Origin of the sequence: Celeribacter ethanolicus, from assembly GCF_002407265.1 — a bacterium.
Taxonomy (GTDB): Bacteria; Pseudomonadota; Alphaproteobacteria; order Rhodobacterales; family Rhodobacteraceae; genus Celeribacter; species Celeribacter ethanolicus.
In genome coordinates this window covers 365,597-388,144 of the sequence record NZ_CP022196.1, presented here as the reverse complement: position 1 = coordinate 388,144, position 22,548 = coordinate 365,597, and the positions used below count along the sequence as shown (strand labels likewise).

Below are 22,548 nucleotides of genomic sequence, written 5' to 3'. Positions count from 1 at the left end.
CCTGAAGGACCCTTTCATGAGCGAGCACGCGACGTTCGAGCTCGGTTCTCTTAACTCGGGAAGCGGAAGACTGTTCCATCGCGGGCAGGGTCTTTTCGTTGCCGATATCCGGGGACTGTTGCATTCGGAGGCTCTAAAGTTGGAGCTTTGCGAGACAAGCTTGCGCGATGTCGCGGTCCGGAGCGTCGGTGCCGGGTACGGTCGCCCATCCCGCCTTCATAAGCGCGTCGCGCCTCTGGTAAGTTGACGCAGCCTTGATTGTTTCCATCTTTGCGGCCCGCTCCGGATCGGTCCGGGCCATTTCCAGACAAACGGGCACCATGGCCGCGACAACATCCTCATGGGCCATGGTCAAGGCTCTGTCGCTCGAAGTTCCGCCGGTCACCCAGCCGCCCCATGTAAATCCGACGACACCGACAATGACCGCGCCGATTACGGCGCCGTAGATGCCGGGTTTGAGCCATTCGGGAGTGTTCATTTCAAGTCCTCCGACGGGGAAAGCGCCGTCTCGCTATCTCGGGTCGGAAATCTCCGGTCCAAGCCAAGTGCCGTTTCCAGATCTCGCTCGCTGGTCGATCGCAGTTCGACCCGTCCAGCCCTTTGCCCCTTTCCTCGTACGGTCAGATACGTCGCCGTCCTTCGGTAAGCCGCGAAGCTGAGACCTTCCAAAAGCTCTTCCTGAACGACCACGTCATAATCGCCAGCGGGCAATTCATCCGTGTAACCGGACAAGAAAAACGGGTGTTTGAACGTCACAGTCGAATTGGTCGAGCGCATGGCCATACCTGATCTCCGTGCAACCTGCAGGGGTCCAGCACCAAGTCCGAGCCCTCCCTGGCTTCGGGAAGGAGGCTCAGCTTGCTGGTATCAATGCTTCTACCTGGTGATAGGAATTCACGCGCTGACCCATGTTAGCCTCGCTCGCAATGGTGAGCTTGCAGACAAGGCCGGGGCCGGTATGGCGGTCAGGAACGACGGCTTGGCGGCAGACTGATCTGCGTCAGCCCGCATAAGGCCGGATTCGGGCAGGATCAAAGCAATCCGAAATATCCTCGGTCGGTCTTGGCGAACCAAATCGTTCTGCGTCTAAACCTGCCGCGATCCGGAGCCATATATCACATATATCGAGGAAACAACGATGTCCGCAGCCGATATTCTCAACCCCCATGACCCCGCACTGGAACGGTTTCTCTTCGCCTCCGTCGGCGAAGACCGAGATGGCTCCATCGTGACCGTGCTCTCAGCGCTTGCCAGGCTAGAGCTCGATCCATGGGAAGTGGCCGCCGAGCTTGCGTCTTCGGGTCGTCAAGCTGCGGTTTCGCGATTGGGAACGCTGCTGTCACGCTGCAAAGACGTGCCTGCACTCGCGACGGAGAATGGAGAGGTGGCCCGCACCCTTGCCCCTCTCCTTCCGGGTGCCGCACCGGCCGCTACGAGTTTTAGCGATGCGTTGCATAAGGGCATCGCCTTCTCGCCGGGAACAATCCTGTCAGTGGCGGTCGTGATACTGATCCTGATCCAGGTAATCCTTTCCGGTACATGGGAGACAGCCGAATGACCCTCTCCGTGCCGCGAAAGACTACTCTCGAGCATGCCGCAAATAAGATCGGCAAGCCCTCTCCAACGGATCAGGAAATTCTCTGGGATATGGAAGAGCGCTTCTGGACCAGTGACTCCGACAACGCGCGCGCGACAACCGCGGAAAACGCTATCATGATCTTTCCATACCCTCCGGGTATCCTACAGGGTGAGCAGATCTGGCACGGCCTGAAGCGCAGAACCGGCTGGCGGTCCGTGGCGATGACTGGGCGCAGAGCAACGCAATGTGGTGACATTGTCATTCTCAGCTACCATGCCTCCGCTGAGAAGCCCGATCTGCCCATCTATGAAGCACTTTGCGCCTCCACATATCTGAACGATGCGGGTGGCTGGCTCCGCACGTCACACCAGCAAACTCTAGTTGTCTGAGCCGCGGGAGAGATAAGAGAGCCAGCCAGCTCACTCCGCGATCATCAGGTCTAGGTTTTCTGAAGGCAACAGAGCCCAATTTGCCTTCAGGGGAGCATCGCGCCGCAAAAAATTTGGTACTTGGTACATGAAAAATACTCTTTCACATTGTAAATAAACGGATTTTTCAAATCAACCCGTCCAATCCATCATCGGCGCAACGGACAGGCGGGCAGCGTGCCGAACGTCGGGAAAACCTGATTTGTCCTGTTTTTTTGGATTCGCCATTTTATGCGTTTTCCTCGTTTAGGTCCCATTCAGCGCCGTTTTTGACCCCGGCGTTACAGAATGTAGCGCCGGCTGCACGGTGTAGCACTTTTCTTGCCCGAAGTTCCAGCAGGCCACTTCGCACTTCCTGCAGGTTCTTCTGTCATTCAACACCCACAAAGGATTTGGCAGGAGGGGAATTTTGCATGGAAGCGGATCGCCCTGAGTTTGGCCTTTATGAAGCCAATTATCTATTCCCGTGAAAAAGGTATTCGAACTCCCAAAATCACCTTAATACTCAAGGCCTTAGAGGTGTTTCAGAGGGAAAAATATGAAATGGCGCACCCAAGAGGATTCGAACCTCTGGCCTCTGCCTTCGGAGGGCAGCGCTCTATCCAGCTGAGCTATGGGTGCGCGGGCTGACCGCGTCAGTGCGCCTGTCTATAGGCGATGCGTGCCGGGCGTGCAATCGGTTTTCACGCCCGGCAAATCATCTTATCCGAAGAATTCTCGGCAAAGCTCAAGCGCGTCGACCAGACGGTCGATCTCGTCCGTTGTGTTGTACATCGCCAAGGACGCGCGGCAGGTCGCGGTGACGCCCAGATGCTGCATCAAAGGCATGGCGCAATGGCTCCCGGCCCGCACCGCGACGCCCTTTTTGTCCAGAACGGTCGAGATGTCATGCGGGTGCGCGCCTTCCATGGTGAAGGAGAAAATCGCCCCCTTCCCGGGTGCCGTGCCCTGCACATTGAGCCAGTTGAGGTTCTGAAGCTTCGCCGTCGCATAGGCGGCCAGTTCGGCCTCATAGGCGGCGATGTTCTCCATGCCGATCTGCATCAGGTAATCGAGCGCGACGCCCATGCCGATGGTCTGAACGATGCCGGGTGTGCCGGCCTCGAATTTCAAAGGCGGTTTGGCGTAGCTCACGCTGTCCCTCGTCACCGTGTCGATCATATCGCCACCGCCGAGGAAGGGGCGCATTTCGGCCTGACGCTCGGCGCGGATATAGATCGCGCCCGACCCGCTTGGCCCATAAAGCTTATGCCCGGTGATCGGATAGAAATCGCAGCCCATGTCCTGCACATCGACCGGGCCATGCACCGCGCCTTGCGAGCCATCGACCAGCGTCGCCACGCCACGCGCGCGCGCGGCATGGCAGATGGTTTTCACATCGACCCGCGTGCCAGTGACGTTGGACATTTGCGTGATCGCGACGAGTTTCGTCTTCGGCCCGATGGCGTCGATCACCGCCTGCGGATCGAGCGATCCGTCCGGCGCGCAATCGACCCATTTGAGCACAACGCCCTGACGGTCACGCAGGAAGTGCCAGGGCACGATATTGGCGTGGTGTTCGAGCACGGACAGCACGATCTCATCGCCCGGGCAGAGATGTTCCGCACCCCAGCCATAGGACACGAGATTGATCCCCTCGGTCGTCCCCGAGGTAAAGATGATCTCATCCTCATGGCCCGCGTTCAGGAACTTGGCCACCACCTGCCGTACGTTCTCGTACTTGTCCGTCGCCAGATTGGACAGGAAGTGCAAGCCACGGTGAACATTGGCATATTCCGACGTATAGGCTTGGGTGATCGCGTCGATCACCACCTGCGGCTTTTGCGCGGAGGCACCATTGTCGAGATAGGTCAGCGGCTGGCCGTTGACCTCGCGCGCGAGGATCGGGAAATCGGCCCGGATTTTTGCGACATCGAACATGTCAGCTCTCTTTCTTCACGACTTCCGCAAGCATCGCGCCCCAGAAGTAAATCAAGGCGACAAGGGCGAGAACGCCCACGCCATTGGTCGTGGCCCCCGGCCCGACAAACCCCGCCGTCAGCCCCCAAAGGAGCCACAGAGGGGCCGCACAGAGAAGCCCCCAGAACATCGCCAGACGCACCTCGAACCCCGAGGCCGCGGCCCCCATGAGACGCAGGGCAAAACCCACGATCCCGGAGAGGACGTAGAACACCAAGGGCATGATGAAGAGCCAGCTCAGGAGCGTCGCGCCCATGAGCATCTGCACCTCTTGGCCGGTCTCGAAGGCCACGCGCGACAACCGCGGCCATTGCGCCACAAAGATCAGCCCGCAAGCGAGCATCAGGGTCACGAGCGCACCGCCCTCGGTTTCGCCCGCGAGCCGATGCCGGAGCACGGCCCGTGGCGCGCGGTAGCTTTTCGCGATGTCGGTGACGACGCCCATGGATGCCCCTTACTTGCGGCGGCGTTTCAGCCAGCCTTCGAGACGATGCAGGATGTCTTCGGCGATGGCCGCATCCTCGATCTCCTCAATGGCTTCGGCCAAGAACGCCAGCGTCAGAAGGTCGGTCGCATCGGACGCCGGAACCCCGCGCGAGCGCAGGTAGAACAGCGCCTCATCGTCGATCGCCCCCACAGTCGAGCCGTGCGAACAGGCGACGTCATCGGCGTAGATCTCCAGCTCGGGCTTGGCGAGGAACTGGCTGTTGTCGTCCAAAAGCAGGCCCTGAGAAATCTGATAACCGTCGGTCTTCTGCGCCTCGGGTTTCACCAAGATCTTGCCCTGAAACACGGCTTTGGCCCCGTTCCGCAGCACCTTCTTGAACACCTGACGGCTTTCGCAGCGCTCGGCGTCATGGGTGATGAACACGGTGTCGTCATGCAGGAAATCGCCGTCCCCCATGGCCGCGCCCGCGACATGCGCGACCGAGTCGTCGCCGACGATGTCGATGAACACCTCATTGCGGGTCAGAACGCCGTTGGCGGTCATGGTGAAGCTTTTGAACAGAGCCTCCTGCCCGACGGTTGCAAACACATGGGTCACCGCGCGGCGCTCATGATCGCGGCCTTGGGCACGCACATGGTGGAAAGCGGCTTTATCCGCCACATCGACTTCCATCACCTTGTTGAACCGCGCCGCCGCCGGGCCGTTTTCGAGCACCGTCAGATCGGCGCCTTCGTCCACGCGGATCACGTGGTGCAGGATGGCGTCGGAGGTCTCTTTCTTGTGCAGGTAGACAAGCGACACAGGTTTCGCGACCTTGCCGGTGGCGCGGATGACCATGCCGTCCGTGGCGAAAGCAGTGTTGAGCGTCGCAAACGGGCGCTCGACCGGGTCCTGCGCCTTTTTCTCCTGAACGCCGTAAGCGTCCTTCACCCAGTGGATGTCGGAGGAGAGCGCATCGGAAAGACGCATGATCTCAAGGTTTTCGCCCTCGAGCGCGTCAGAAGCTTCAGGATCGAACACGCCATCGACAAAGACAATCTTGATCCGATCGAGCCCAGAGAACACCGGCGCCTCGCTCGCCACGAACACGGCGGCTTTCGGCGCCTCGGCGGCGTTCAGGCTGTCCGGACGGGTCCAGCGCCAATATTCGTCGCGCCCTTGCGGCAGCCCCATGGACAACAGCCGATTGAGCGCATCCTGACGCAGGGCCTCAGCCCAGGGCGCGCCCGCGGGAAGGGTCATACCCTCGACCCGCGCCGCCGTCGCGTCCAGTTTCTTCTGTTTCAGTTCCGCACGTGTCATCAGGCCTTCTCCACCTCGGCCAGCAGATCGGCGTAGCCGTTATGCTCCACCTCGAGCGCCAGCTCGGGCCCGCCGGTTTTCACGATGCGACCGTCATACATGATGTGAACCACGTCCGGTTTGATGTGATCGAGAAGGCGCTGGTAGTGGGTGATCACCACGAAAGACCGCTTGCCGTCACGCAGCGCGTTGACGCCCTCGGAGACCAGTTTCATCGCGTCGACGTCAAGCCCGGAGTCGGTTTCGTCGAGGATGCAGAGCTTCGGCTCCAGCATGGCCATTTGCAGGATCTCGTTGCGTTTTTTCTCACCGCCCGAGAAGCCCATGTTGACCGGGCGTTTCAGCATGTCGGCGTCGATCTGAAGGCTTTTCGCCTTGGCGCGCACGGTTTTGAGGAAGTCGGTCGCCGACAGCTCCTCTTCGCCACGCGCCTTGCGTTGCGCGTTCACGGCGGTGCGCAGGAAGGTCATGTTGGACACGCCGGGGATCTCGACCGGGTATTGGAAGGCAAGGAACAGACCGGCAGCGGCACGCTCTTCGGGTTCCAGCTCAAGAATGTTCTCACCGTCGAGGATCACTTCGCCCTCGGTCACCACATAGCCGTCGCGACCCGAGAGCACATAGGAGGTGGTGGATTTACCGGAGCCGTTGGGCCCCATGATCGCATGGACTTCACCTTCGCCGACGGTGAGGTTCACACCCTTGAGGATTTGCTTATCCTCTTCTTCAAGCTTGACGTGGAGATTTTTGATTTCCAACATTTTATTGTCCTTTCACGGAAGAGAGCCCGCGCGGGATCGGGACCCCGGCAGGCGCATGTGCGTTTGTCATGTTCGAATGAGGCGCCGCCGTCAGACCGGCACCGGTGAGGTCATCGCCGGAAAAAGCGCAATGGCTCAGACCCCGGCGAAATGCAAAAACAGAAGAATGCCGGAGCCCAAGGCCACCAGCTTGAGCAAGCCGGATTTCAGCCCGAGGCTCAAAAGCGCAGCCGCAGACAGTCGTCCCTCGACCGGCGCGCTCTTGTGCTGCACCCCGGAAACCTTCTTGCCCGCGGGCGTGTCGACATCTTGCAGCCCCGTATAGACGGTCGCAAAGGTGTTCGGCCCCCCCGACTGGATGCGCTGAATGCGCTCGGCGAATTGTGCCTGTTGTGCTGGTTGCATGTTCCTGCCCCTCTTCCCGTCTCTTGTTCTGGACCTCACCAGATTGATCGGGAAATTGGGAAAGAACGTGGCACGAGACAGAAATTGTTACGACATTGAGACCTGACGTTGCGTCAGCATCTGCGCGGTTCAGAGATGATAGCTGTGGCCCCGGAAGGCCAGCGTGCCCGGCTCCGTCGTGTCGGTCACATGCGCGACCCATTGCGGCGAGAACAGGCGCGAAAACACGTCCGGCATCTCGTGCACCACATTGTGCATGGTCACCATGGCCAGCAGGATGCCCGCGACCTGCGCCCCCATGCGCTTCACCGCCGAAAGCGACACCGCCTCGCGCAGAATGAAGGCGATCACGATGGCGAAGAGCACATCGAGCGCCAGATCGAGATCCGCCGAAACCTGCGTCATACCGTCCGAAAGCTGAAACCGCAGCCAGCGCGCGATCACCGCCGCCAGCCCGCCCATGGCGAAGGCCAGAAGATAGGACAGCACCTGCGTGAGTTTCAGATTCGGCTCGATCGCGGGTGCACCATGCACGCCCTGCGCCTTGTGCCGCGCCAGCATCTCCTTGAGGTGCTGGTTGCGGCCATGATTGCGCGTCTGGCTGGGCCCCATCCTGTGCACCCCATCCTGCGGCGCGCGCGTCACGCGTCCGAGACGGCTGTAGAAATCCTCGCGCTGATGCATCGCAACACCCTTTACCACGCTGTGTAAGGGGACTGTTTACCATGTGATCATGGCGAAAATCGGGCGTCTGCATAGAGTATGTCAGGGAAGAGAGCATCGTCACGCCTTCCCCTGAAACAGTTTAAGGATCGGATAGAGCGCCGTGGCGGGCAGGCTCTCGACCGGTTCCAGATCGAATTGCGCCATGCGACCGTGGAACCCGGTCGGCTCTGCAAATTGGGTGATGCCCTCGTATTTGTCTTCGCGCCCGACATAATCGTCGATCAGTACCCGCGTGGGCTTGGTAATCGACACCAGAGTCGCAAGAAAACACCCCGCGCGGAACCGCCCGTCGATCAGCACCAGATCCGGCGCCACAAGGTCCGCGCGCAGCCACACCCCGAAACAGTAGTCCGGGTAGCGCGCCCAGCCATTGTTGTTCGACGGGTAGGACCAGGCTTTGGTCGGGCCGATGTCGGCATGGATGAGATGCAGCTCGGCCTTGGGCGGGTGCGCTTCGAAATGCGCGGCCATGGCGGCGTGCCAGTCTTTCGAGCCTTCGACGGACCAGATCGCCTTGCCGGGTTGCGCCGCCCCGTAAGCGGTAGAACCGCCGGAACCGTATTCGACGATCCGCTCCGCCCGGTCATATTGCGCACAGACATAGTCGCCCACCTCCTCCGGGAAGGTCAGCTCGGGCCCTGCGGGGCCGAACGGGGCGATATGGGCGTGCTCTGCGCTCATCAGCCGGAATAGCTCACCATGCGGATCAGCGCGGTGAACACCAGCGCCGCGAGACCGACGACAAGCGCCGTCACTACGACCGAATTCATGATCAGCCCCTCGCGATTGCCCCCCTTGGCGCGCACGCCGAGGCCGATCAGCAGGCCGATGAAGATACCGACACCGATGCCAGAGGATTTGATCAGAAAATAGGGCAAAAGCTCGAAATGCATGGCTTACTCCACAGTCACGGCGGTGCCGGAGGCGGACACCATAAGCATCTGACCGATCACCTCGTAATCGAGATCGACACCCACAACGGCATTCGCGCCAAGCGCGCGCGCCTTGTCTTCCATCTCGCTCAGAGCGGTTTCGCGTCCCTCGGCGAGTTTCGATTCATAGGCGTTCGAGCGCCCGCCGATGATGTCGGTCACCTGCGCGAAGAGATCGCGGACGATATTCGCCCCCATGATCGCCTCACCGGTGACGATGCCGCGATAAGCGGTGATCTTTTTCCCCTCGACGGAGGGGGTCGTGGTTACGATCATAGCTTGCCCTCATGCAAAATTTCGCCGCCGATCAAGCCCTTGCCGGTGAGAGTTCCGCCATTGAGATAGACGTTGTTCTGCACCATCCAGGTCAGTTCCGCCTCGACGCCAGAGGCAAGGACCAGATCACGATTGATCATGGCGGAGATCACGGTCTTGGTCCCCGGCTTCACCCGGAGCGTGCCACCGATCATGCCGGAGATGTCCGGCGCATCGCTTTCATGATCCCCACGGTGCATCATCAGCCCACAGACCCTTCCAGAGAAATCGCCACAAGCTGCTGCGCCTCCATGGCGAATTCCATCGGCAGCGCTTGCAGCACTTCCTTGGCGAACCCGTTGACGATCAGCGCCACGGCTTCTTCTTCGTCCATGCCCCGCTGACGGCAGTAGAACATTTGTTCATCATCCACCTTCGACGTCGTCGCCTCATGCTCCACGCGCGACGAGTTGTTGCGCACCTCGATGTAAGGCACGGTATGCGCGCCGCATTCAGACCCGATCAGCAAGCTGTCGCACTGGGTATAGTTGCGCGAGTTTTTCGCCTTCGGGTGCATCGACACCTGACCGCGATAGGTGTTCTGCGCCTTGCCTGCCGAGATGCCTTTGGAAACGATGCGCGAGCGGGTGTTCTTGCCCAGATGCACCATTTTCGTGCCGGTGTCGGCCTGCTGGTAGTTGTTGGTGATGGCGATGGAGTAAAACTCGCCCTGGCTGTCGTCGCCGCGCAGAACGCAGGACGGGTATTTCCACGTCACGGCGGAGCCGGTCTCGACCTGCGTCCACATCACCTTGGCCCGGTCGCCCCGGCAATCGGCACGTTTGGTCACAAAGTTGTAGATGCCGCCCTTGCCCTCTTCATCGCCGGGGAACCAGTTCTGAACCGTGGAGTATTTTACCTCGGCGTCTTCCTCGATGATGATCTCAACCACAGCGGCGTGAAGCTGCGCGGTGTCGCGCTGCGGCGCGGTGCAGCCTTCGAGATAGGACACATAGCTGCCCTTGTCGGCGATGATCAGCGTGCGCTCGAACTGGCCGGTGTTTTCCGCGTTGATGCGGAAGTAGGTCGACAGCTCCATCGGGCAGCGCGTGTTCGGCGGAATGTAGACAAAGGATCCGTCGGAGAACACGGCGGAGTTCAGCGTCGCATAGTAATTGTCCGAAATCGGCACCACGGAAGCGAGGTATTTCTTGACGAGTTCCGGGTGGTTCTTGATCGCTTCCGAAATGGAGCAAAAGATCACGCCCGCCTTCTCAAGCTCGGCCTTGAAGGTCGTGCCCACAGAGACGGAGTCGAACACCGCATCGACCGCCACCTTGCGCTCTGAATTGTCTCCGTCGGCGGCCACCTCTTCGGCGCCTTCGACACCGGCAAGGATCATCTGTTCCTTCAGCGGAATGCCGAGTTTCTTGTAGGTTTCCAACAGCTTGGGATCGACCTCATCGAGCGACTTCGGCTTTTCCGACATGCTTTTCGGGCGCGCGTAATAATACTGCTCCTGAAAGTCGATTTCCGGGTAGTCGAGCATCGCCCAATCCGGCTCTTCGAGAGTGATCCAGCGGCGATAGGCCTCAAGACGCCACTCGGTCATCCATTCCGGCTCTTCGTTCTTGGCCGAAATCAGGCGCACGATGTCTTCGGTCAGCCCTTTGGGGGCATATTCCATCTCGATATCGGTGTCCCAACCGTATTTGTATTTCCCGGCGAGGGATTTCACGGCCGCAACCGTTTCCTCCTCGACCCCTTCCTTGACCTGAATGTCATCCATCATCGGATCACTCCTTCATGTGCGTCTTCTGTCGGCCTTATGGCCTTATGTTTCATGCGGCGCGTTTGCGCCAACGTCCAAAGGCGGAAAGCCAGGCTGTGGCGAACCGCTCCAATTCCTCTTTTGTCACCTCCGGCCCGATGGACACCCGAAGCGCACAGGCCGCGTCTTCGTCGCTGGATCCCATCGCGGTCAGCACCTTCGAGGCCCTGACCTTGCCCGAAGAACAGGCCGAGCCCGCAGATACGGCAAACCCCGCCAGATCCATCTGCATCACCTGCGTCTCGCCCTTCCAGCCGGGCGTGATCAGGCTCATCGTGTTGGGCAGACGGGACTCATTCTTGCCCACAAAGATGGGGGCTTGCATCCCATCCGCCAACAGCGCCTCAAGATAATCGCGCTTCTCCGCGACCTCCTCCCAAACGCCCTCGGCCAATTGTTTGGCCGCGCGTTCGGCAGCCGCGCCAAAGCCTGCAATGCCGATCAGATTCTCGGTGCCGCTTCTGCGCCCCATCTCCTGACCGCCCCCCTTGATGGTGGCTTCGACATCAAGGCCCTGTTTCAGGACCAAAGCGCCGACGCCCTTCGGCCCGCCAAGCTTGTGCGCCGAAAGCAGCGCCATATCGCAGCCCATCCAGTTGAAGGCCAGCGGAATTTTCCCAAAGCCCTGCGTCGCATCGCAGACGGCCAAACCTTCGGGCAGGGTCTGGACGATCCCGGTTTCCGAATTGGCGATCTGCAAGGCGCTCTTTGCCGGCTCTGCGACCGTCACACGGCCCGAACGATCCACCGCAAGATCGGCGTCGCACCACGAAGACACCGCCTCATGCTCCACCGCCGCACAATGCATGCCCTTGCCGGACAAGGCCAAAGCCGCCGCCTCCGTCGCGCCCGAGGTAAAGACGATATCCGCCCCATGCGCCCCGAACGCCTCCGCGACCTGCGCACGGGCGCGCTCCATCAGACCTTTCGCAGCCCGCCCCTCGCCATGCACAGACGACGGGTTGCCGACCACATCCATGGCCGCAATCATTGCCTCCCGTGCCGCCCCACAAAGCGGCGCTGTGGCGTTCCAATCGAGATATGTGCGGGTCCTGATCACGGGTTTCCTTTGCTGGTCAAATACTCAAAATGACCGTCAGTCTTCATCCACAACGGCAAACAATGTCGGCACCGCCGGACAGGGTCGCAGCTCGTTTTTCACCACATCGGACAGCCGGGTCTGATGCAAGAACACGTAGACATGCGCCGACAGCCCTTCCCAGAGCCGGTTGGTCATCGACTGCGCCCGCGAGCCGGACACCCCGCCCGAGGCACCTGCGCCCGTATGCATCGCTGACACGGTCTCGTCCACCGCGCCCAAAATATCCGATACGCGAATTTCAGACGCCGGTTTCGCAAGCTTGTAACCGCCGCCCGGCCCGCGCACAGAGGTCACAAGTTCAGCACGACGCAGTTTGACGAAAAGCTGTTCGAGATAGGGCAGAGAAATATCCTGGCGCTTGGAAATCTCCGCAAGCGACAAAAGCCCGCCCTCCGGCTGCAAGGCCAGATCCGCAAGCGCCACCATGGCATACCGCCCTTTCGTCGACAGCTTCATCGTCTTTCCCCTTTTCAACACAGTGCTTGCCACCGCAATCGCCCCGGTTTTCACGCTCCGACCGCCCTTCCCCGCGATTCCTTGCCACGGGGCGACGAAAACAGTCGCAAAAACATTGACGTGCCCGCGTGGGGGCCTTACCTCCATACCACCCGCGCGTGCATTGCTTTCGGTCAATTTAGAACGCTTCTAAATAGCCTGAGCAATTTCGTCAACTATAAACCGCGCCGGTGTGACCAGATGCGCAAAACGGCTCCCGAAACCTTGGACCCGTCCGCGCCCGACAGACTGCCGCGACCGGCGCCGGGGATCATCGACCCGACAGGCGCCACATGAGGAGACAGGGACAAGATGCCCGAAGTGATTTTTCCCGGCCCCGAGGGCCGGCTCGAAGGCCGCTACCACCCGCAACCGCAAAAAGACGCCCCCATCGCCATCATTCTTCATCCGCACCCGCAATTCGGCGGCACGATGAACAATCGCGTGGTCTACAACCTGCATTACGCTTTCCATAATATGGGTTTCACCGTGCTGCGGTTCAATTTCCGTGGCGTCGGCCGGTCTCAGGGCGAATATGACCAAGGCGTGGGCGAGCTGTCGGATGCGGCCTCGGCCCTCGATTACCTGCAGTCTATGAACCCGAACGCGAAACATTGCTGGGTCGCGGGCTTTTCCTTCGGTGCCTGGATCGGCATGCAGCTTCTGATGCGCCGCCCGGAAATCACCGGCTTCGTCTCCGTCGCGCCGCCCGCCAACATGTACGATTTTTCGTTCTTGGCACCCTGCCCATCTTCTGGCCTGATCATCAACGGCACAGCCGACCGCGTCGCGCCGCCGAAAGACACGCATTCGCTGGTGAACAAGCTTCACGAGCAAAAGGGCATCACCATCACGCACACGGAAATCGAAGGTGCCGGGCATTTCTTCGAAGACCCGCACATGGAAGAGATGATCGGCAATGTGGATCAATATGTCCGCCGCCGCCTGACCGAGACCACGAGGTAATCCGACATGGGGATCATGGAGGATCTCGCCGACGCTCTGGCGAAAGACACGATCGACGCGCTCGACATCATTCAGGATGACCAGCTCATCCAGGACGTCTCCCGCGTGCTCGGCGCCTCCTCGATCACCACGCAGGAGGCCTTCATGACCGCCGCCCGTGTGCGCCTTGCTGAAAAGCGCGCACGGGATTACCTGCAAAAACGCATTGCCGAGGCCAAGGCTGGCCTCGCAGCCTCCGCCCCGCCGCCGGGCGCCGAGGACGACATCGAATACTAGGAAAACCATGCCCAAAGACAGCGCCTCCCCCCGCCTCGACGCCCAATACGCCTTTCTCATGGAGGCCGACCGGCTCAAGACGGTGGAGCGCGCCAACCAGCTGATGGATCGTTCGCGCTTCGAGAACTCCGCCGAACACAGCTGGCACGCCTGTCTCCTCGCCTTTCTGATGGCCCCCATGGCCGGTCCCGGCGTCGATCTCGACCGGGCGATCGAAATGCTGATCCTGCACGACATCGTCGAGGTAGACGCGGGCGATCATCCGATCCATATCCTCTACGACACCGACCAGATCGTGGCACAGGAAAAGGCCGCCGCGGATCGCATCTATGGCCTGTTGCCCGAGGATCTCGCCACGCGGTATCGTGCCACATGGGAAGAGTTCGAGGCGATGGAGACCCCGACCGCGCGCTTTGCCAAGGCGGTCGATTATCTCGCGCCTGCGCTGCAAAGCATCGGCGCGCCGGAACAACTTGAGGAAGAGCGCGACATCGTTGGCGGCAATCTGCGGCGTGGCCGCGCCGTGAAGGCGAAAGACATCCTGCCGGAGCTGTTCGAGTTCACCCGCGCGGCGTTTGAGGGCGAGGCCACCGATCCGGTGCTCGCCCAACGCTTCGCCTTCTGGTGCGAGGCGGACCGGCTCAAATCCGTCTACCGTGCCACGCCGATTGCCGATGGCTCGCGCAAGGAAAACACCGGCGAACATAGCTGGCACATCATGCTCTACGCCCTGACGCTCGCGGATCACGCGCAGGACAAAGTGGACATCGCGCTGGCGCTCAAGATGCTCCTGCTGCACGACATTGTCGAAGTGGACGCGGGCGACACACCGATCCACGGCGCAGTCACACCCGAAGCTCTTAAAGCACAGGAAGACGCCGAACAGCGCGCCGCCGACCGGTTGTTCGGCCTTTTGCCCGAGGATCAGGGCAGGATGTTCCGCGCCATCTGGGAAGAGTTCGAAGCCGCCGAGACGCCCACCGCGATCTATGCGAAATCCATCGACCGCACCCAGCCGGTGCTGCACAATCTCTCCGACGATGGCGGCTCCTGGCGCACCTATGACGTCAAGCTACATCAGCTCGACAGCCGCGTCGGCGTCAAGATCGCCCGTGGCTGCCCAAAGCTCTGGCCCTATATCCGCAGCCAGTGCGAACCGTGGTTTGTCGCACGGAACGCGCTCTGACAAGAGCGCTACGGAACACGCTGCAAGGGCTCATGCAGTTTCCAGTCGCGCCTTCACCAGATCGAGGATGACCATATGGAAATCCTCGATAAAAAAGTGATGCCAGAACCGCGCATAGGCACCCATCCCGGAACTGTCCCGCGTGCGTGTCGTCAGAACGAGACGCGTCCGTCCCTTCCCCAAGGGCTCCAACAGATAACCGCCGTTCAGCACATCGACATATTTTCCGCCAATTTTCACATGCGGGTCCTCGATCCCCTCGGCGGCCCAGCCCTCCGGGAATTCAAAGCGCCATTCGATCCGCCGATCCGGCTCGATGCGCGTGATCCGCTCCAGGAAATGCACCTTCGGCCCCCAGTACGAATGCCGCGTCACCCCGTCTTCTTCGACCAGCCAAAGCGCCTCCGTCGGCTTTGGCACACCCAAAAGATGCGAGGCGCGCGTGTCGATCTCCTCGGGGCGGATGTCTCGGATCTCCTTGATGAAATCGAACACATCTCCCACCGGCGCCGCGATCTCGATCGTGTTCGAAATCGTGTAGAACTGCGGCTCGGTCGGAATCTGATCGAGCCCCCAAACCGCCAGAAGCGGCAGGAGATAGACACCTGTGGTGGTCTTGCGATCGGCCTTGACCCGCTGAATGGTCACCCCGATCACGCCTCCCAAAAGACCTGCGCCCAGAATCGGCACACAGGCCATGGCGATACAAATGAACCCTTCCAGACCGGAAATCCGCGAGAGGGTCAGGCTCGCAATCATCACGATCACGACCCATGCCATCGCCCCCATGAAGCTTTTGAACGCGCCTTTCGGGCGAAAGGCGACCATCACCCCACCGGCCACGAAGGGAAAGCCCAGAAGAAAGCTCAGGCTGACCAGCTCCTTGCCGGTGGAGAGGGTCACAAGATAGACCGCCATCATCCAAGCAACGAGGACGATCAGCGGCAGGACACTTTTTACAAACCGCACAATCCGTTTCCTCTCAGGCGTTCAAGACACTTCTGCAAAGCTCACATCGCGTGCTCTTTGGGCGGCATGGCAAAGGTCATCTGCGCCTGCGCCAGAACCCGGTCCGAGCCGGGATTGCGGATCGTAACGCTGCCGGTCGACAGGGTGCGCCCGAGCTTGAGCACCCGCGCCTCGCCCAGAAGCGGCTGATCGGCGGCGGGTTTGCGCAGGAAGTCGATATGGGCATTGGTCGTCGCCGCCATGGCCACATCGCCCGCTTGCGAGAGGATCGCGAAGAAAAACGCCACATCCGCCAGAAGGAACATGGTCGGCCCGGATACCGTGCCGCCGGAGCGGATATGCCCGGCCTCGGGCGTCAGGCGCAGGGTCAGCGCCTCCTCACTCACGGCGTCGAACGCGAAAAGCCGCGCCAGATCGCCGAAATCCCGCGCCAGAACCGTTTCCAGCGCGGGCTTGTCCATCAAAAGCGCCATCAGAAGCCGTAAATCCCGGCGAATTTCTCTTCGAGATAGTCCAAAAGCGGCACTTCCGAGGGTTCGAAACCGCAGGCATGGACGATGGTGTCACGCGGCTCGCGCAGACCGCCGAACTGTTGCAGATTCTCTTTCAGCCAACCCGTCGCGCCCGAGGTATCGCCCTGCACCAGTTGCGCATCGAGATCCGGAATGTCGTCCCGCAGCGCCTTGTGCAGACAGCCGGCATAGACATTGCCCAGAGAATAGGTCGGGAAATAGCCGAACAGCCCCACCGGCCAGTGCACGTCCTGCAAACAACCGTTGGAAATCTTGTCGACCTTGACGCCGAAATCCGTCTCGAACCGGCTGTCCCAGGCCTCCGGCAGGTCCTTGATCTCAAGCGATCCGTTGATGATCCGGCGCTCCAGATCGAAACGCAGCAACACATGCAGGTTATATTGCACCTCATCCGCCTCAGTGCGGATATAGCCGGGCGTCACGCGGTTGACCGCGGCATAGAAAGCTTCCGCCGTGTCGATGCCGATCTCGCCGAACATGTCCCGCATCTGACCGAAGAGATATTCGGTGAAGGCGCGCGAACGGCCCAGTTGGTTTTCGTAAATCCGCGACTGACTTTCATGCACGCCCATGGAGACGCCCGCCCCCAGCGGGGTCAAAAGATAGTCGCGGCAAATATTCTGTTCGTAGCACGCATGTCCGGTCTCGTGGATCGTCGAATAGATTGAATTGAGCGGATCTTCCGGGTTGGTGCGCGTGGTGATGCGGGTGTCGAGGCCAGACCCCGAGGAGAACGGATGCACCGCCTTGTCGATCCGGCCATGGTCGAAATCGTAACCGAAGGCCCCGGCGAGAATGCCGGTCAGCGCCATCTGCTTGTCTTCGTCATAGGTGCCGGTCAGACCCTTGGGCTGATCCGCCCCCATGATCTTGTCACGCAACGCCACGAGACGCGGGCGCAGCGCCCCGAACATCGCGTCCAACTCCGCGCCGGACGAGCCCGGTTCGTAATCCTGATGCAGCGCGTCCCAGAGATCGGCGTGATCCGTGCCCTCTTTGAGAGCTGCCGCCTCTTCCCGGCGCAGCTTGACCACCTCTTCAAACGTGGGTGCGAAATGGTTGAAATCGTCGCGCGCGCGGGCTTCGGCCCAGATGCCCTGCGCGACCGAGGTCACGCGCGCCAGTTCGGCGGCGAGATCGGCGGGCACTTTGGTGTTACGCGCATAAGAGCGGCGGCTGTGACGCACCAGCGCCCGGCCGAAGTCATCGAGACCGCTCTCGTCGATCTGTGCCAGCCACTCGCCCAGTTGCGGATCCACCCGACGGGCGTGCAACACGCTCTCGATGGCGGCGAATTCCTCGCCGCGTTGCTCGGCGGCGCCGCGCGGCATGACGGTTTCCTGATCCCACGACAGCCGCCCGGCGATCTGGCCGAGGGCTTCGGTGGTGCGAACGTGGGCGAGAAGGTCGTCGAAAGCACTCATGGTTTGCCTCACAGATGTCTCAAGATTAAACGGAACGGACGGATTGCGGTTGCGGATATTGCGACAGGAAACGGGCGCGGGAAATCGCCACGAACAGCGCCACCGCGCCGACCTGATGCGCCAGACCAAGCGCCAGCGGCGCGCCATGCACCAGCGTGGTGATGCCGAGGATCACCTGCAAGAACAGCACGGCGGCCATCAGGGTGAAGGCGCTCGCGGTCGCCCGGTTGGCGGATTTGCGGCCCTTGAGCCAGGTCACGATGCCGTAGATGAACAACAGATACCCCGCCATCCGATGCAGAAATTGCACCAGCGCCGGGTTCTCGAAGAAATTGCGCCACAGGGGCTCGATATAGAATGGATCGGGGGGCAGAACCTGCCCGCCCATCAGCGGCCAGTCGGTATAGCCGCGCCCGGCGTCGATACCCGCCACCAGCGCGCCCAGAAGGATTTGCAGAAAGGCGAAATGCAACATGCCGGTGGACATGCCGAACAGCTTGGCATCCTTCGCGCGCCGGGCCTGCATCAGCTCCGGCTCCGTGCGGCCCAGAAGGAACACGTACCAGGCGATGAAACCGAGAATAATGAAGGCCAGACCAAGGTGGATCGCCAGCCGGTAGGACGCCACATCGAGCCGGTCGCCGGTCAGCCCGGAGGACACCATCCACCAGCCGATCGCGCCCTGAAGCCCGCCCAAAGCGCCGATGAAGATCAGGCGTTTGTGCCAGCCGGTCGGGATCTTTTTCGCAACCGCAAAACGCACATAGCCCAGAAACCAGACAAGCCCGATCACCCGGCCAAGGTTGCGATGGCCCCATTCCCACAAGAAGAGCGGTTTGAATTCCGACAGGGTCATACCTTCGTTTTGCAGCCTATATTCAGGAGTTTGTTGATATTTCTCAAAAGCCACCTGCCAGTCAGCCGCAGTCATTGGCGGCAAGGCCCCCATCACCGGTTTCCATTCGGTGATCGACAACCCGCTGTCGGTCAGACGGGTCAGCCCGCCCACCGCGATCATCGCCATGACCAGCGCGAAAATCACGATGAGCCAGGCCCGGATGCCCTTGCGTGCGCCACCGCGCCCTTTTTCGATCAACCCGCCCTTTGGCGTCTCCTTCGGCTTCTCATTGGTGCCGACGTCCTCGAAAATGCTGCGTTTTGTGGCCATATTGCGCCTCTTGTCGTTGCCTGCGCAGACCCTAGGCAGAGCGAAGCCGGAGGGCAAGCGCGATAGCGCCGATCCGGGGGCGAAACCCCGCCGCCTCACGGAAATGCGAGGGCAGCAACGGGAACCCCGCCCCACCGTCGCCGCGTTCCCTCCGTGACCTGACAAAAAGGAGATGTCTCATGACAACCCGACGCACCATTTTTACCACCGCCCTCCGTGTCACGATGGGGGTCGCCCTCATCGGCGCCCCGATCATGGCCGTGGCCCAAACCCGCACCGCCCCGTCTCAGACGGCGGTGATGCAGGCCGATTACGTCGTCAAACCCGGCGTGTCCCTCAACGCCCGCAGCGGCCCCGGCACCAGTTACCACGCCGTCACCACATTCGCCCCCGGCACGCCGCTGACCGCGCTCGAGAGCTCCCGTGGCTGGGTAAAGGTCTCGGCCCATGGCGCCGCCCCGCTCTGGGTATCCGCCGCCTATCTCGACCCAGCGCCCCAACCGCAGGGCCTCAAGGTCATCCCGCAGGCGAAACCGGACCCGAGCAAACCCGCCTTCGAGGGCAGCTATCCTCTGGTGATCCGCCAGTAAGCCCGGAGCGCCGGTTTTACACTTTCGGGAAAAGCAGGGTCGCCCTGCTTTTTCTTTGCGGGGGCGACGGAAGCCTCGCCCTCAATCGTTTGAGATCAGGAACCGCAAGCGTCTTGCGGTCTGAGCAGAAAGGACAGTCACCATGCAATTCCCCCCGAAAACCTTTGCCGCGCTGGCTTTGAGCGCACTTATGGTGGCCGTCCCCGTTGCGAGCTTTGCCCAAGGTCAGCCACAACAACAGCAACAGGCACAGGGTCAGTATTACGTCAAACCCGGCGTCACCCTGAACGGCCGCTCCGGCCCTGGCACAGGCTATGGCAAGGTGTCTGCGCTGAAAGCCGGCACGCAGCTCCAGATCGTCAAGAAACAGGGCGACTGGGCTCAGGTGAAGACCGATGGCGGCACACTGTTGTGGGTCTTCCTGAACTACCTGACACAAACCGCGCCACAGGCGCAGAAAGCCGCACCGCAAGCCCACAAACCGGCGCAGCAGCAACCGCAGCAACCTCCGCGCCCGTAAAAGGCACTCGAAGCGATATGACACCATCCAAAAGCGCGGGGTTCCCCCGCGCTTTTTTCATGTTGCTCCAGATAACGGTTGCGCAAGCTCCGGAAATCACTACCGTCCCCCCGCATTCCAAAGAAAATGATCAATACGATCGTGAAGAGTAGAAAAAGGTTAGAACATGCGTGGAACCATTCTCAATTTTGACGCCCAGACGAGCACCGGACTGATCAGCGGCGAAGACGGGCAGCGATACGATTTTTCCGGCACCGATGTGGCCGAACGGTTCGAGCGGGTGCGCGATGGCGTCACTGTTGATTTCCAGACAAGCGACAGCCGCGCCACGAGCATTTACCCGGTGATCACCCAAAGCAGCGGCCAGATCGGCAACAAGAACAAGATCGTCGCCGGTTTGCTCGCCATCTTCCTCGGCGGTCTCGGCATCCACAAATTCTATCTCGGCTATAGCAAGGCCGGCGTCATCATGCTGCTCTGCTCGATCCTCGGCTTCATCCTGCTCGCCATCCCGACCCTGATCATTTACGTCATTTCTCTGGTCGAGGGGATCATCTACCTGACCAAAACGGACAGCGAATTCTACGAGACCTACGAGGTCGGCAAGAAATCCTGGTTCTGATCTGAGCCTTGAGTGCACCGCAGGGCGCACCTGACAACATTCCTGAGCGCGGGGATTACCCGCGCTCTTTCCAGCGCCGCATCTGCCGCATCATGCCGTGGAACACCTGCACGTCGGATTTCGTAAGCGGCATGCGCGACCACAGGTTCCGAAGCACCATCTTCATCCCGTCGGCTTTTTCCGGCGGAAAGAAGAACCCGGCCTCGTCCAGCACCGTCTCATAATGATCGCCGAGCTTTTCCACCTCGATGTGGCCTGCCCAGTCCGTCTTGGCCATTTCCATGACCTCGGGCACCGCCTCCGTGGTCTGACGGCCCCATTCGTAGGACATCAGCAAGACCGCCTGCGCAAGATTAAGCGAAGCAAACTCCGGGTTCACCGGCACGGTCACGATGGCATTGGCCTCGACCACATCCTCGTTCTCAAGCCCTGCGCGCTCCGGCCCGAACATCACGCCGACCTTCTTGCCCTCAGCCACCAAGGCACGGGCGTGTTCCATGGCGCGCTCGGGCGTCATCACCGGTTTGGTGATCCCGCGCATCCGCGCCGTGGTCGCGAACACGTAATCGCAATCAGCCACGGCCTCGCGCACCGTCTCGAAATGCCCGGCCTCGTCCAGAAGACGCCCGGCCCCCGAGGCCATGGCCACCGCTTTCGGATTGGGCCAGCCATCTCTGGGCGCCACAACCCGCATCCGGTCGAGACCGAAATTCCACATCGCCCGCGCAGCGCCCCCGATGTTCTCGCCCATTTGCGGACGCACGAGGATCATCGCAGGAGTGATGAGTGCGGGGTTCGGGTCTTTGGGCGCGGACATGCGATATTCCTTTGCAGTTTCGCGCGGGATAACGACATTTGCCCCAGCTCGCAAGGCTTCCCCCCGCCCCCGCCTTAGGCTATAGCGGGCAAAACTCCACCCGAGGTGCCAAGATGTCCGAGCCGCAAAAAGAACTGCCGCAGATCTACCTGCTGACGCCGACCGCTTTCGAGCCGGAAGACTTCGCGCCGAAACTCGCCGCCGTCCTGGACGCGCATGAGGTGGCCTGTGTGCGGCTGGCGCTGGCCTCCAAGGACGAATATATGCTGGGCAAAGCGGCGGATGCCTGCCGCGAGGTGTGCCACACGCGTGATGTGGCGATTGTGATCGAGAGCCATGTGGCTCTGGCCGAGCGCCACGGGCTCGATGGCGTGCATCTCACCGACGGCGCCCGCTCGATCCGCAAGGTACGCAAGGTGCTGGGCGATGACGCCATCGTCGGCTGTTACTGCGGCGCTTCGCGCCATGACGGCCTCACCGCGGGCGAGATCGGCGCGGATTACATCGCCTTCGGCCCCGTCGGCGAGACCGATCTGGGCGACGGCACGCAAGCGCCGCGCGATCTGTTTGACTGGTGGTCGCAGATGATCGAAGTGCCGGTGGTGGCCGAAGGCGCGCTGACGGTCGAGATCGTCAGGGATTTCGCCCCGGTGACGGATTTCTTTGCCGTGGGCGACGAGATCTGGGCGACGGTCGATCCTGTGGCTGCATTGGGCGATCTGATTGCGGCGATGGGGTGACAAACTGACCGCCCCAGTGCTCATGTCCTTTGCCGGTTTGCCCGGCACCGGCAAAACCACGATCGCCCGGCACCTGTCACAGGCAACCGGCGCGGTCTATCTTCGGGTGGACGAGATTGACGCGGCAATCTGGGCCATCGACCCGGACCGCGACATTGGCCCGGAAAGCTACCACATCGCAGCAGCCCTTGCGGCCTCCAATCTCGCACTGGGGCACCGGGTGATCGTCGATTGCGTGAACCCTTGGCCCATCACCCGCAAGATTTTCACAGAAGCCGCAACACGCGCCCGGGTGCGTCTCCTCGGCATTGAGACCCGTTGCTCCGATCCTTTGGTGCACCGTGCGCGCGTCGAGGAGCGCATCATCGACGTTCCGGGGCTTGAGAAGCCGGATTGGCAAAAGGTCATGTCCCGCGACTACACGCCATGGGACAAGGCCGATCTGCGGCTCGACACCGCACAGCTTTCTGTGATGCAGGCGGTGGCGGAGATCGAAGCCCGTCTCAGCTAAAAT

The 22,548-nt window shown here is 61.1% G+C and carries 30 protein-coding genes and 1 tRNA gene; 10 read left to right on the top strand and 21 right to left on the bottom strand.

Annotation, left to right across the window (positions count from 1 at the left end; genetic code table 11):
* Positions 1-133: 133 nt before the first annotated feature.
* A complete protein-coding gene (locus tag CEW89_RS01860; protein WP_043870063.1) occupies positions 134-478 on the bottom strand; it encodes a hypothetical protein in 345 nt (114 codons plus the stop codon).
* Positions 475-783, bottom strand: a complete 309-nt coding sequence (locus CEW89_RS01855) for a hypothetical protein (protein ID WP_043870064.1) — start codon at positions 781-783, stop codon at positions 475-477. Before CEW89_RS01855 ends, CEW89_RS01860 begins: the two co-directional genes overlap by 4 nt.
* Before the next feature lie 355 nt (positions 784-1,138).
* On the opposite strand from CEW89_RS01855, the gene CEW89_RS01850 reads away from it, so the two are divergent.
* Both CEW89_RS01850 and CEW89_RS01845 read left to right on the top strand, forming a co-directional pair.
* A complete protein-coding gene (locus CEW89_RS01850; RefSeq protein ID WP_043870065.1) occupies positions 1,139-1,558 on the top strand; it encodes a hypothetical protein in 420 nt (139 codons plus the stop codon).
* The gene (locus CEW89_RS01845; RefSeq protein ID WP_244906132.1) at positions 1,555-1,968 is read left to right on the top strand and encodes a hypothetical protein; all 414 of its coding nucleotides are present in this window, start codon (positions 1,555-1,557) and stop codon (positions 1,966-1,968) included. The genes CEW89_RS01850 and CEW89_RS01845 overlap by 4 nt, the downstream gene beginning before the upstream one ends.
* A gap of 583 nt (positions 1,969-2,551) precedes the next feature.
* On the opposite strand, the gene CEW89_RS01840 is transcribed toward CEW89_RS01845, so the two are convergent.
* From CEW89_RS01840 to iscR, 14 genes are all read right to left on the bottom strand, one after another.
* A tRNA-Arg gene (locus CEW89_RS01840) sits at positions 2,552-2,628 on the bottom strand.
* Between the two features lie 81 nt (positions 2,629-2,709).
* On the bottom strand, positions 2,710-3,927 hold the full coding sequence (locus CEW89_RS01835) for a cysteine desulfurase (protein ID WP_096804688.1): 1,218 nt from the start codon (positions 3,925-3,927) through the stop codon (positions 2,710-2,712).
* A gap of 1 nt (position 3,928) precedes the next feature.
* The gene (locus CEW89_RS01830; RefSeq protein WP_066701601.1) at positions 3,929-4,411 is read right to left on the bottom strand and encodes a hypothetical protein; all 483 of its coding nucleotides are present in this window, start codon (positions 4,409-4,411) and stop codon (positions 3,929-3,931) included.
* Between the two features lie 9 nt (positions 4,412-4,420).
* Positions 4,421-5,716 (bottom strand): Fe-S cluster assembly protein SufD, encoded by a 1,296-nt coding sequence (gene sufD, locus CEW89_RS01825; RefSeq protein WP_096804687.1) that lies wholly within the window; start codon positions 5,714-5,716, stop codon positions 4,421-4,423.
* Positions 5,716-6,477: a Fe-S cluster assembly ATPase SufC gene (gene sufC, locus CEW89_RS01820; RefSeq protein ID WP_066701596.1), complete on the bottom strand. Its 762-nt coding sequence runs from the start codon at positions 6,475-6,477 to the stop codon at positions 5,716-5,718. Before sufC ends, sufD begins: the two co-directional genes overlap by 1 nt.
* 135 nt (positions 6,478-6,612) lie before the next feature.
* Entirely contained in the window at positions 6,613-6,882 is a 270-nt protein-coding gene (locus tag CEW89_RS01815; RefSeq protein ID WP_066701594.1) for a hypothetical protein, read from the bottom strand.
* Between the two features lie 129 nt (positions 6,883-7,011).
* Positions 7,012-7,566, bottom strand: a complete 555-nt coding sequence (locus tag CEW89_RS01810) for a hypothetical protein (protein ID WP_096804686.1) — start codon at positions 7,564-7,566, stop codon at positions 7,012-7,014.
* Between the two features lie 99 nt (positions 7,567-7,665).
* The gene (locus CEW89_RS01805) at positions 7,666-8,289 is read right to left on the bottom strand and encodes a hypothetical protein (RefSeq protein ID WP_096804685.1); all 624 of its coding nucleotides are present in this window, start codon (positions 8,287-8,289) and stop codon (positions 7,666-7,668) included.
* Positions 8,289-8,501, bottom strand: coding sequence for a hypothetical protein (locus CEW89_RS01800; protein ID WP_066701588.1), 213 nt, complete (start codon positions 8,499-8,501; stop codon positions 8,289-8,291). The genes CEW89_RS01805 and CEW89_RS01800 overlap by 1 nt, the downstream gene beginning before the upstream one ends.
* 3 nt (positions 8,502-8,504) lie before the next feature.
* Positions 8,505-8,816 carry a heavy metal-binding domain-containing protein gene (locus CEW89_RS01795; RefSeq protein WP_066701586.1) on the bottom strand — a complete coding sequence of 104 codons (312 nt, stop codon included), beginning with the start codon at positions 8,814-8,816 and terminating at the stop codon, positions 8,505-8,507.
* Positions 8,813-9,058, bottom strand: coding sequence for a hypothetical protein (locus tag CEW89_RS01790; protein WP_096804684.1), 246 nt, complete (start codon positions 9,056-9,058; stop codon positions 8,813-8,815). The genes CEW89_RS01795 and CEW89_RS01790 overlap by 4 nt, the downstream gene beginning before the upstream one ends.
* The gene (gene sufB, locus CEW89_RS01785) at positions 9,058-10,587 is read right to left on the bottom strand and encodes a Fe-S cluster assembly protein SufB (protein ID WP_096804683.1); all 1,530 of its coding nucleotides are present in this window, start codon (positions 10,585-10,587) and stop codon (positions 9,058-9,060) included. Before sufB ends, CEW89_RS01790 begins: the two co-directional genes overlap by 1 nt.
* A 49-nt stretch (positions 10,588-10,636) precedes the next feature.
* Positions 10,637-11,683, bottom strand: coding sequence for a cysteine desulfurase family protein (locus CEW89_RS01780; protein ID WP_096807096.1), 1,047 nt, complete (start codon positions 11,681-11,683; stop codon positions 10,637-10,639).
* Positions 11,684-11,722: 39 nt separating this feature from the next.
* The gene (iscR, locus tag CEW89_RS01775) at positions 11,723-12,184 is read right to left on the bottom strand and encodes a Fe-S cluster assembly transcriptional regulator IscR (RefSeq protein WP_066701576.1); all 462 of its coding nucleotides are present in this window, start codon (positions 12,182-12,184) and stop codon (positions 11,723-11,725) included.
* A gap of 351 nt (positions 12,185-12,535) precedes the next feature.
* Between iscR and CEW89_RS01770 the strand changes: the two genes are divergently transcribed.
* Genes CEW89_RS01770 through CEW89_RS01760 form a run of 3 tightly spaced genes read left to right on the top strand, consistent with a single transcriptional unit; the run spans position 12,536 to position 14,651 of the window.
* Positions 12,536-13,189, top strand: a complete 654-nt coding sequence (locus tag CEW89_RS01770) for an alpha/beta hydrolase (RefSeq protein ID WP_066701575.1) — start codon at positions 12,536-12,538, stop codon at positions 13,187-13,189.
* 6 nt (positions 13,190-13,195) lie between these two features.
* Positions 13,196-13,465, top strand: coding sequence for a hypothetical protein (locus CEW89_RS01765; RefSeq protein WP_066701574.1), 270 nt, complete (start codon positions 13,196-13,198; stop codon positions 13,463-13,465).
* A gap of 7 nt (positions 13,466-13,472) precedes the next feature.
* The gene (locus CEW89_RS01760) at positions 13,473-14,651 is read left to right on the top strand and encodes an HD domain-containing protein (protein ID WP_096804682.1); all 1,179 of its coding nucleotides are present in this window, start codon (positions 13,473-13,475) and stop codon (positions 14,649-14,651) included.
* A 30-nt stretch (positions 14,652-14,681) separates the two neighbouring features.
* On the opposite strand, the gene CEW89_RS01755 is transcribed toward CEW89_RS01760, so the two are convergent.
* From CEW89_RS01755 to ctaA, 4 genes are read right to left on the bottom strand one after another with little or no spacing between them, the layout of a single operon-like run.
* Positions 14,682-15,620 carry an SRPBCC family protein gene (locus CEW89_RS01755; RefSeq protein ID WP_244906131.1) on the bottom strand — a complete coding sequence of 313 codons (939 nt, stop codon included), beginning with the start codon at positions 15,618-15,620 and terminating at the stop codon, positions 14,682-14,684.
* Positions 15,621-15,661: 41 nt separating this feature from the next.
* The gene (locus tag CEW89_RS01750; RefSeq protein ID WP_096804681.1) at positions 15,662-16,093 is read right to left on the bottom strand and encodes a PaaI family thioesterase; all 432 of its coding nucleotides are present in this window, start codon (positions 16,091-16,093) and stop codon (positions 15,662-15,664) included.
* Positions 16,093-17,577, bottom strand: coding sequence for a carboxypeptidase M32 (locus CEW89_RS01745; RefSeq protein ID WP_096804680.1), 1,485 nt, complete (start codon positions 17,575-17,577; stop codon positions 16,093-16,095). The genes CEW89_RS01750 and CEW89_RS01745 overlap by 1 nt, the downstream gene beginning before the upstream one ends.
* A gap of 25 nt (positions 17,578-17,602) precedes the next feature.
* On the bottom strand, positions 17,603-18,745 hold the full coding sequence (gene ctaA, locus CEW89_RS01740; RefSeq protein WP_096804679.1) for a heme A synthase: 1,143 nt from the start codon (positions 18,743-18,745) through the stop codon (positions 17,603-17,605).
* 179 nt (positions 18,746-18,924) lie between these two features.
* On the opposite strand from ctaA, the gene CEW89_RS01735 reads away from it, so the two are divergent.
* The 3 genes from CEW89_RS01735 to CEW89_RS01725 all read left to right on the top strand — a co-directional run bounded on the left by CEW89_RS01735 (position 18,925) and on the right by CEW89_RS01725 (position 20,477).
* A complete protein-coding gene (locus CEW89_RS01735) occupies positions 18,925-19,335 on the top strand; it encodes an SH3 domain-containing protein (protein ID WP_096804678.1) in 411 nt (136 codons plus the stop codon).
* Between the two features lie 142 nt (positions 19,336-19,477).
* On the top strand, positions 19,478-19,855 hold the full coding sequence (locus CEW89_RS01730; protein WP_096804677.1) for an SH3 domain-containing protein: 378 nt from the start codon (positions 19,478-19,480) through the stop codon (positions 19,853-19,855).
* Between the two features lie 166 nt (positions 19,856-20,021).
* Positions 20,022-20,477: a TM2 domain-containing protein gene (locus CEW89_RS01725; protein WP_066701562.1), complete on the top strand. Its 456-nt coding sequence runs from the start codon at positions 20,022-20,024 to the stop codon at positions 20,475-20,477.
* A gap of 55 nt (positions 20,478-20,532) precedes the next feature.
* Here CEW89_RS01725 and CEW89_RS01720 read toward each other — a convergent pair whose 3' ends face one another.
* Positions 20,533-21,294 carry an RNA methyltransferase gene (locus CEW89_RS01720; protein ID WP_066701560.1) on the bottom strand — a complete coding sequence of 254 codons (762 nt, stop codon included), beginning with the start codon at positions 21,292-21,294 and terminating at the stop codon, positions 20,533-20,535.
* Positions 21,295-21,407: 113 nt separating this feature from the next.
* On the opposite strand from CEW89_RS01720, the gene CEW89_RS01715 reads away from it, so the two are divergent.
* Complete coding sequence (locus CEW89_RS01715; RefSeq protein WP_096804676.1) at positions 21,408-22,034, top strand: thiamine phosphate synthase; 627 nt, start codon at positions 21,408-21,410, stop codon at positions 22,032-22,034.
* Complete coding sequence (locus CEW89_RS01710) at positions 22,018-22,545, top strand: P-loop nucleotide/nucleoside kinase family protein (protein WP_198403478.1); 528 nt, start codon at positions 22,018-22,020, stop codon at positions 22,543-22,545. The genes CEW89_RS01715 and CEW89_RS01710 overlap by 17 nt, the downstream gene beginning before the upstream one ends.
* Positions 22,546-22,548: the final 3 nt, after the last annotated feature.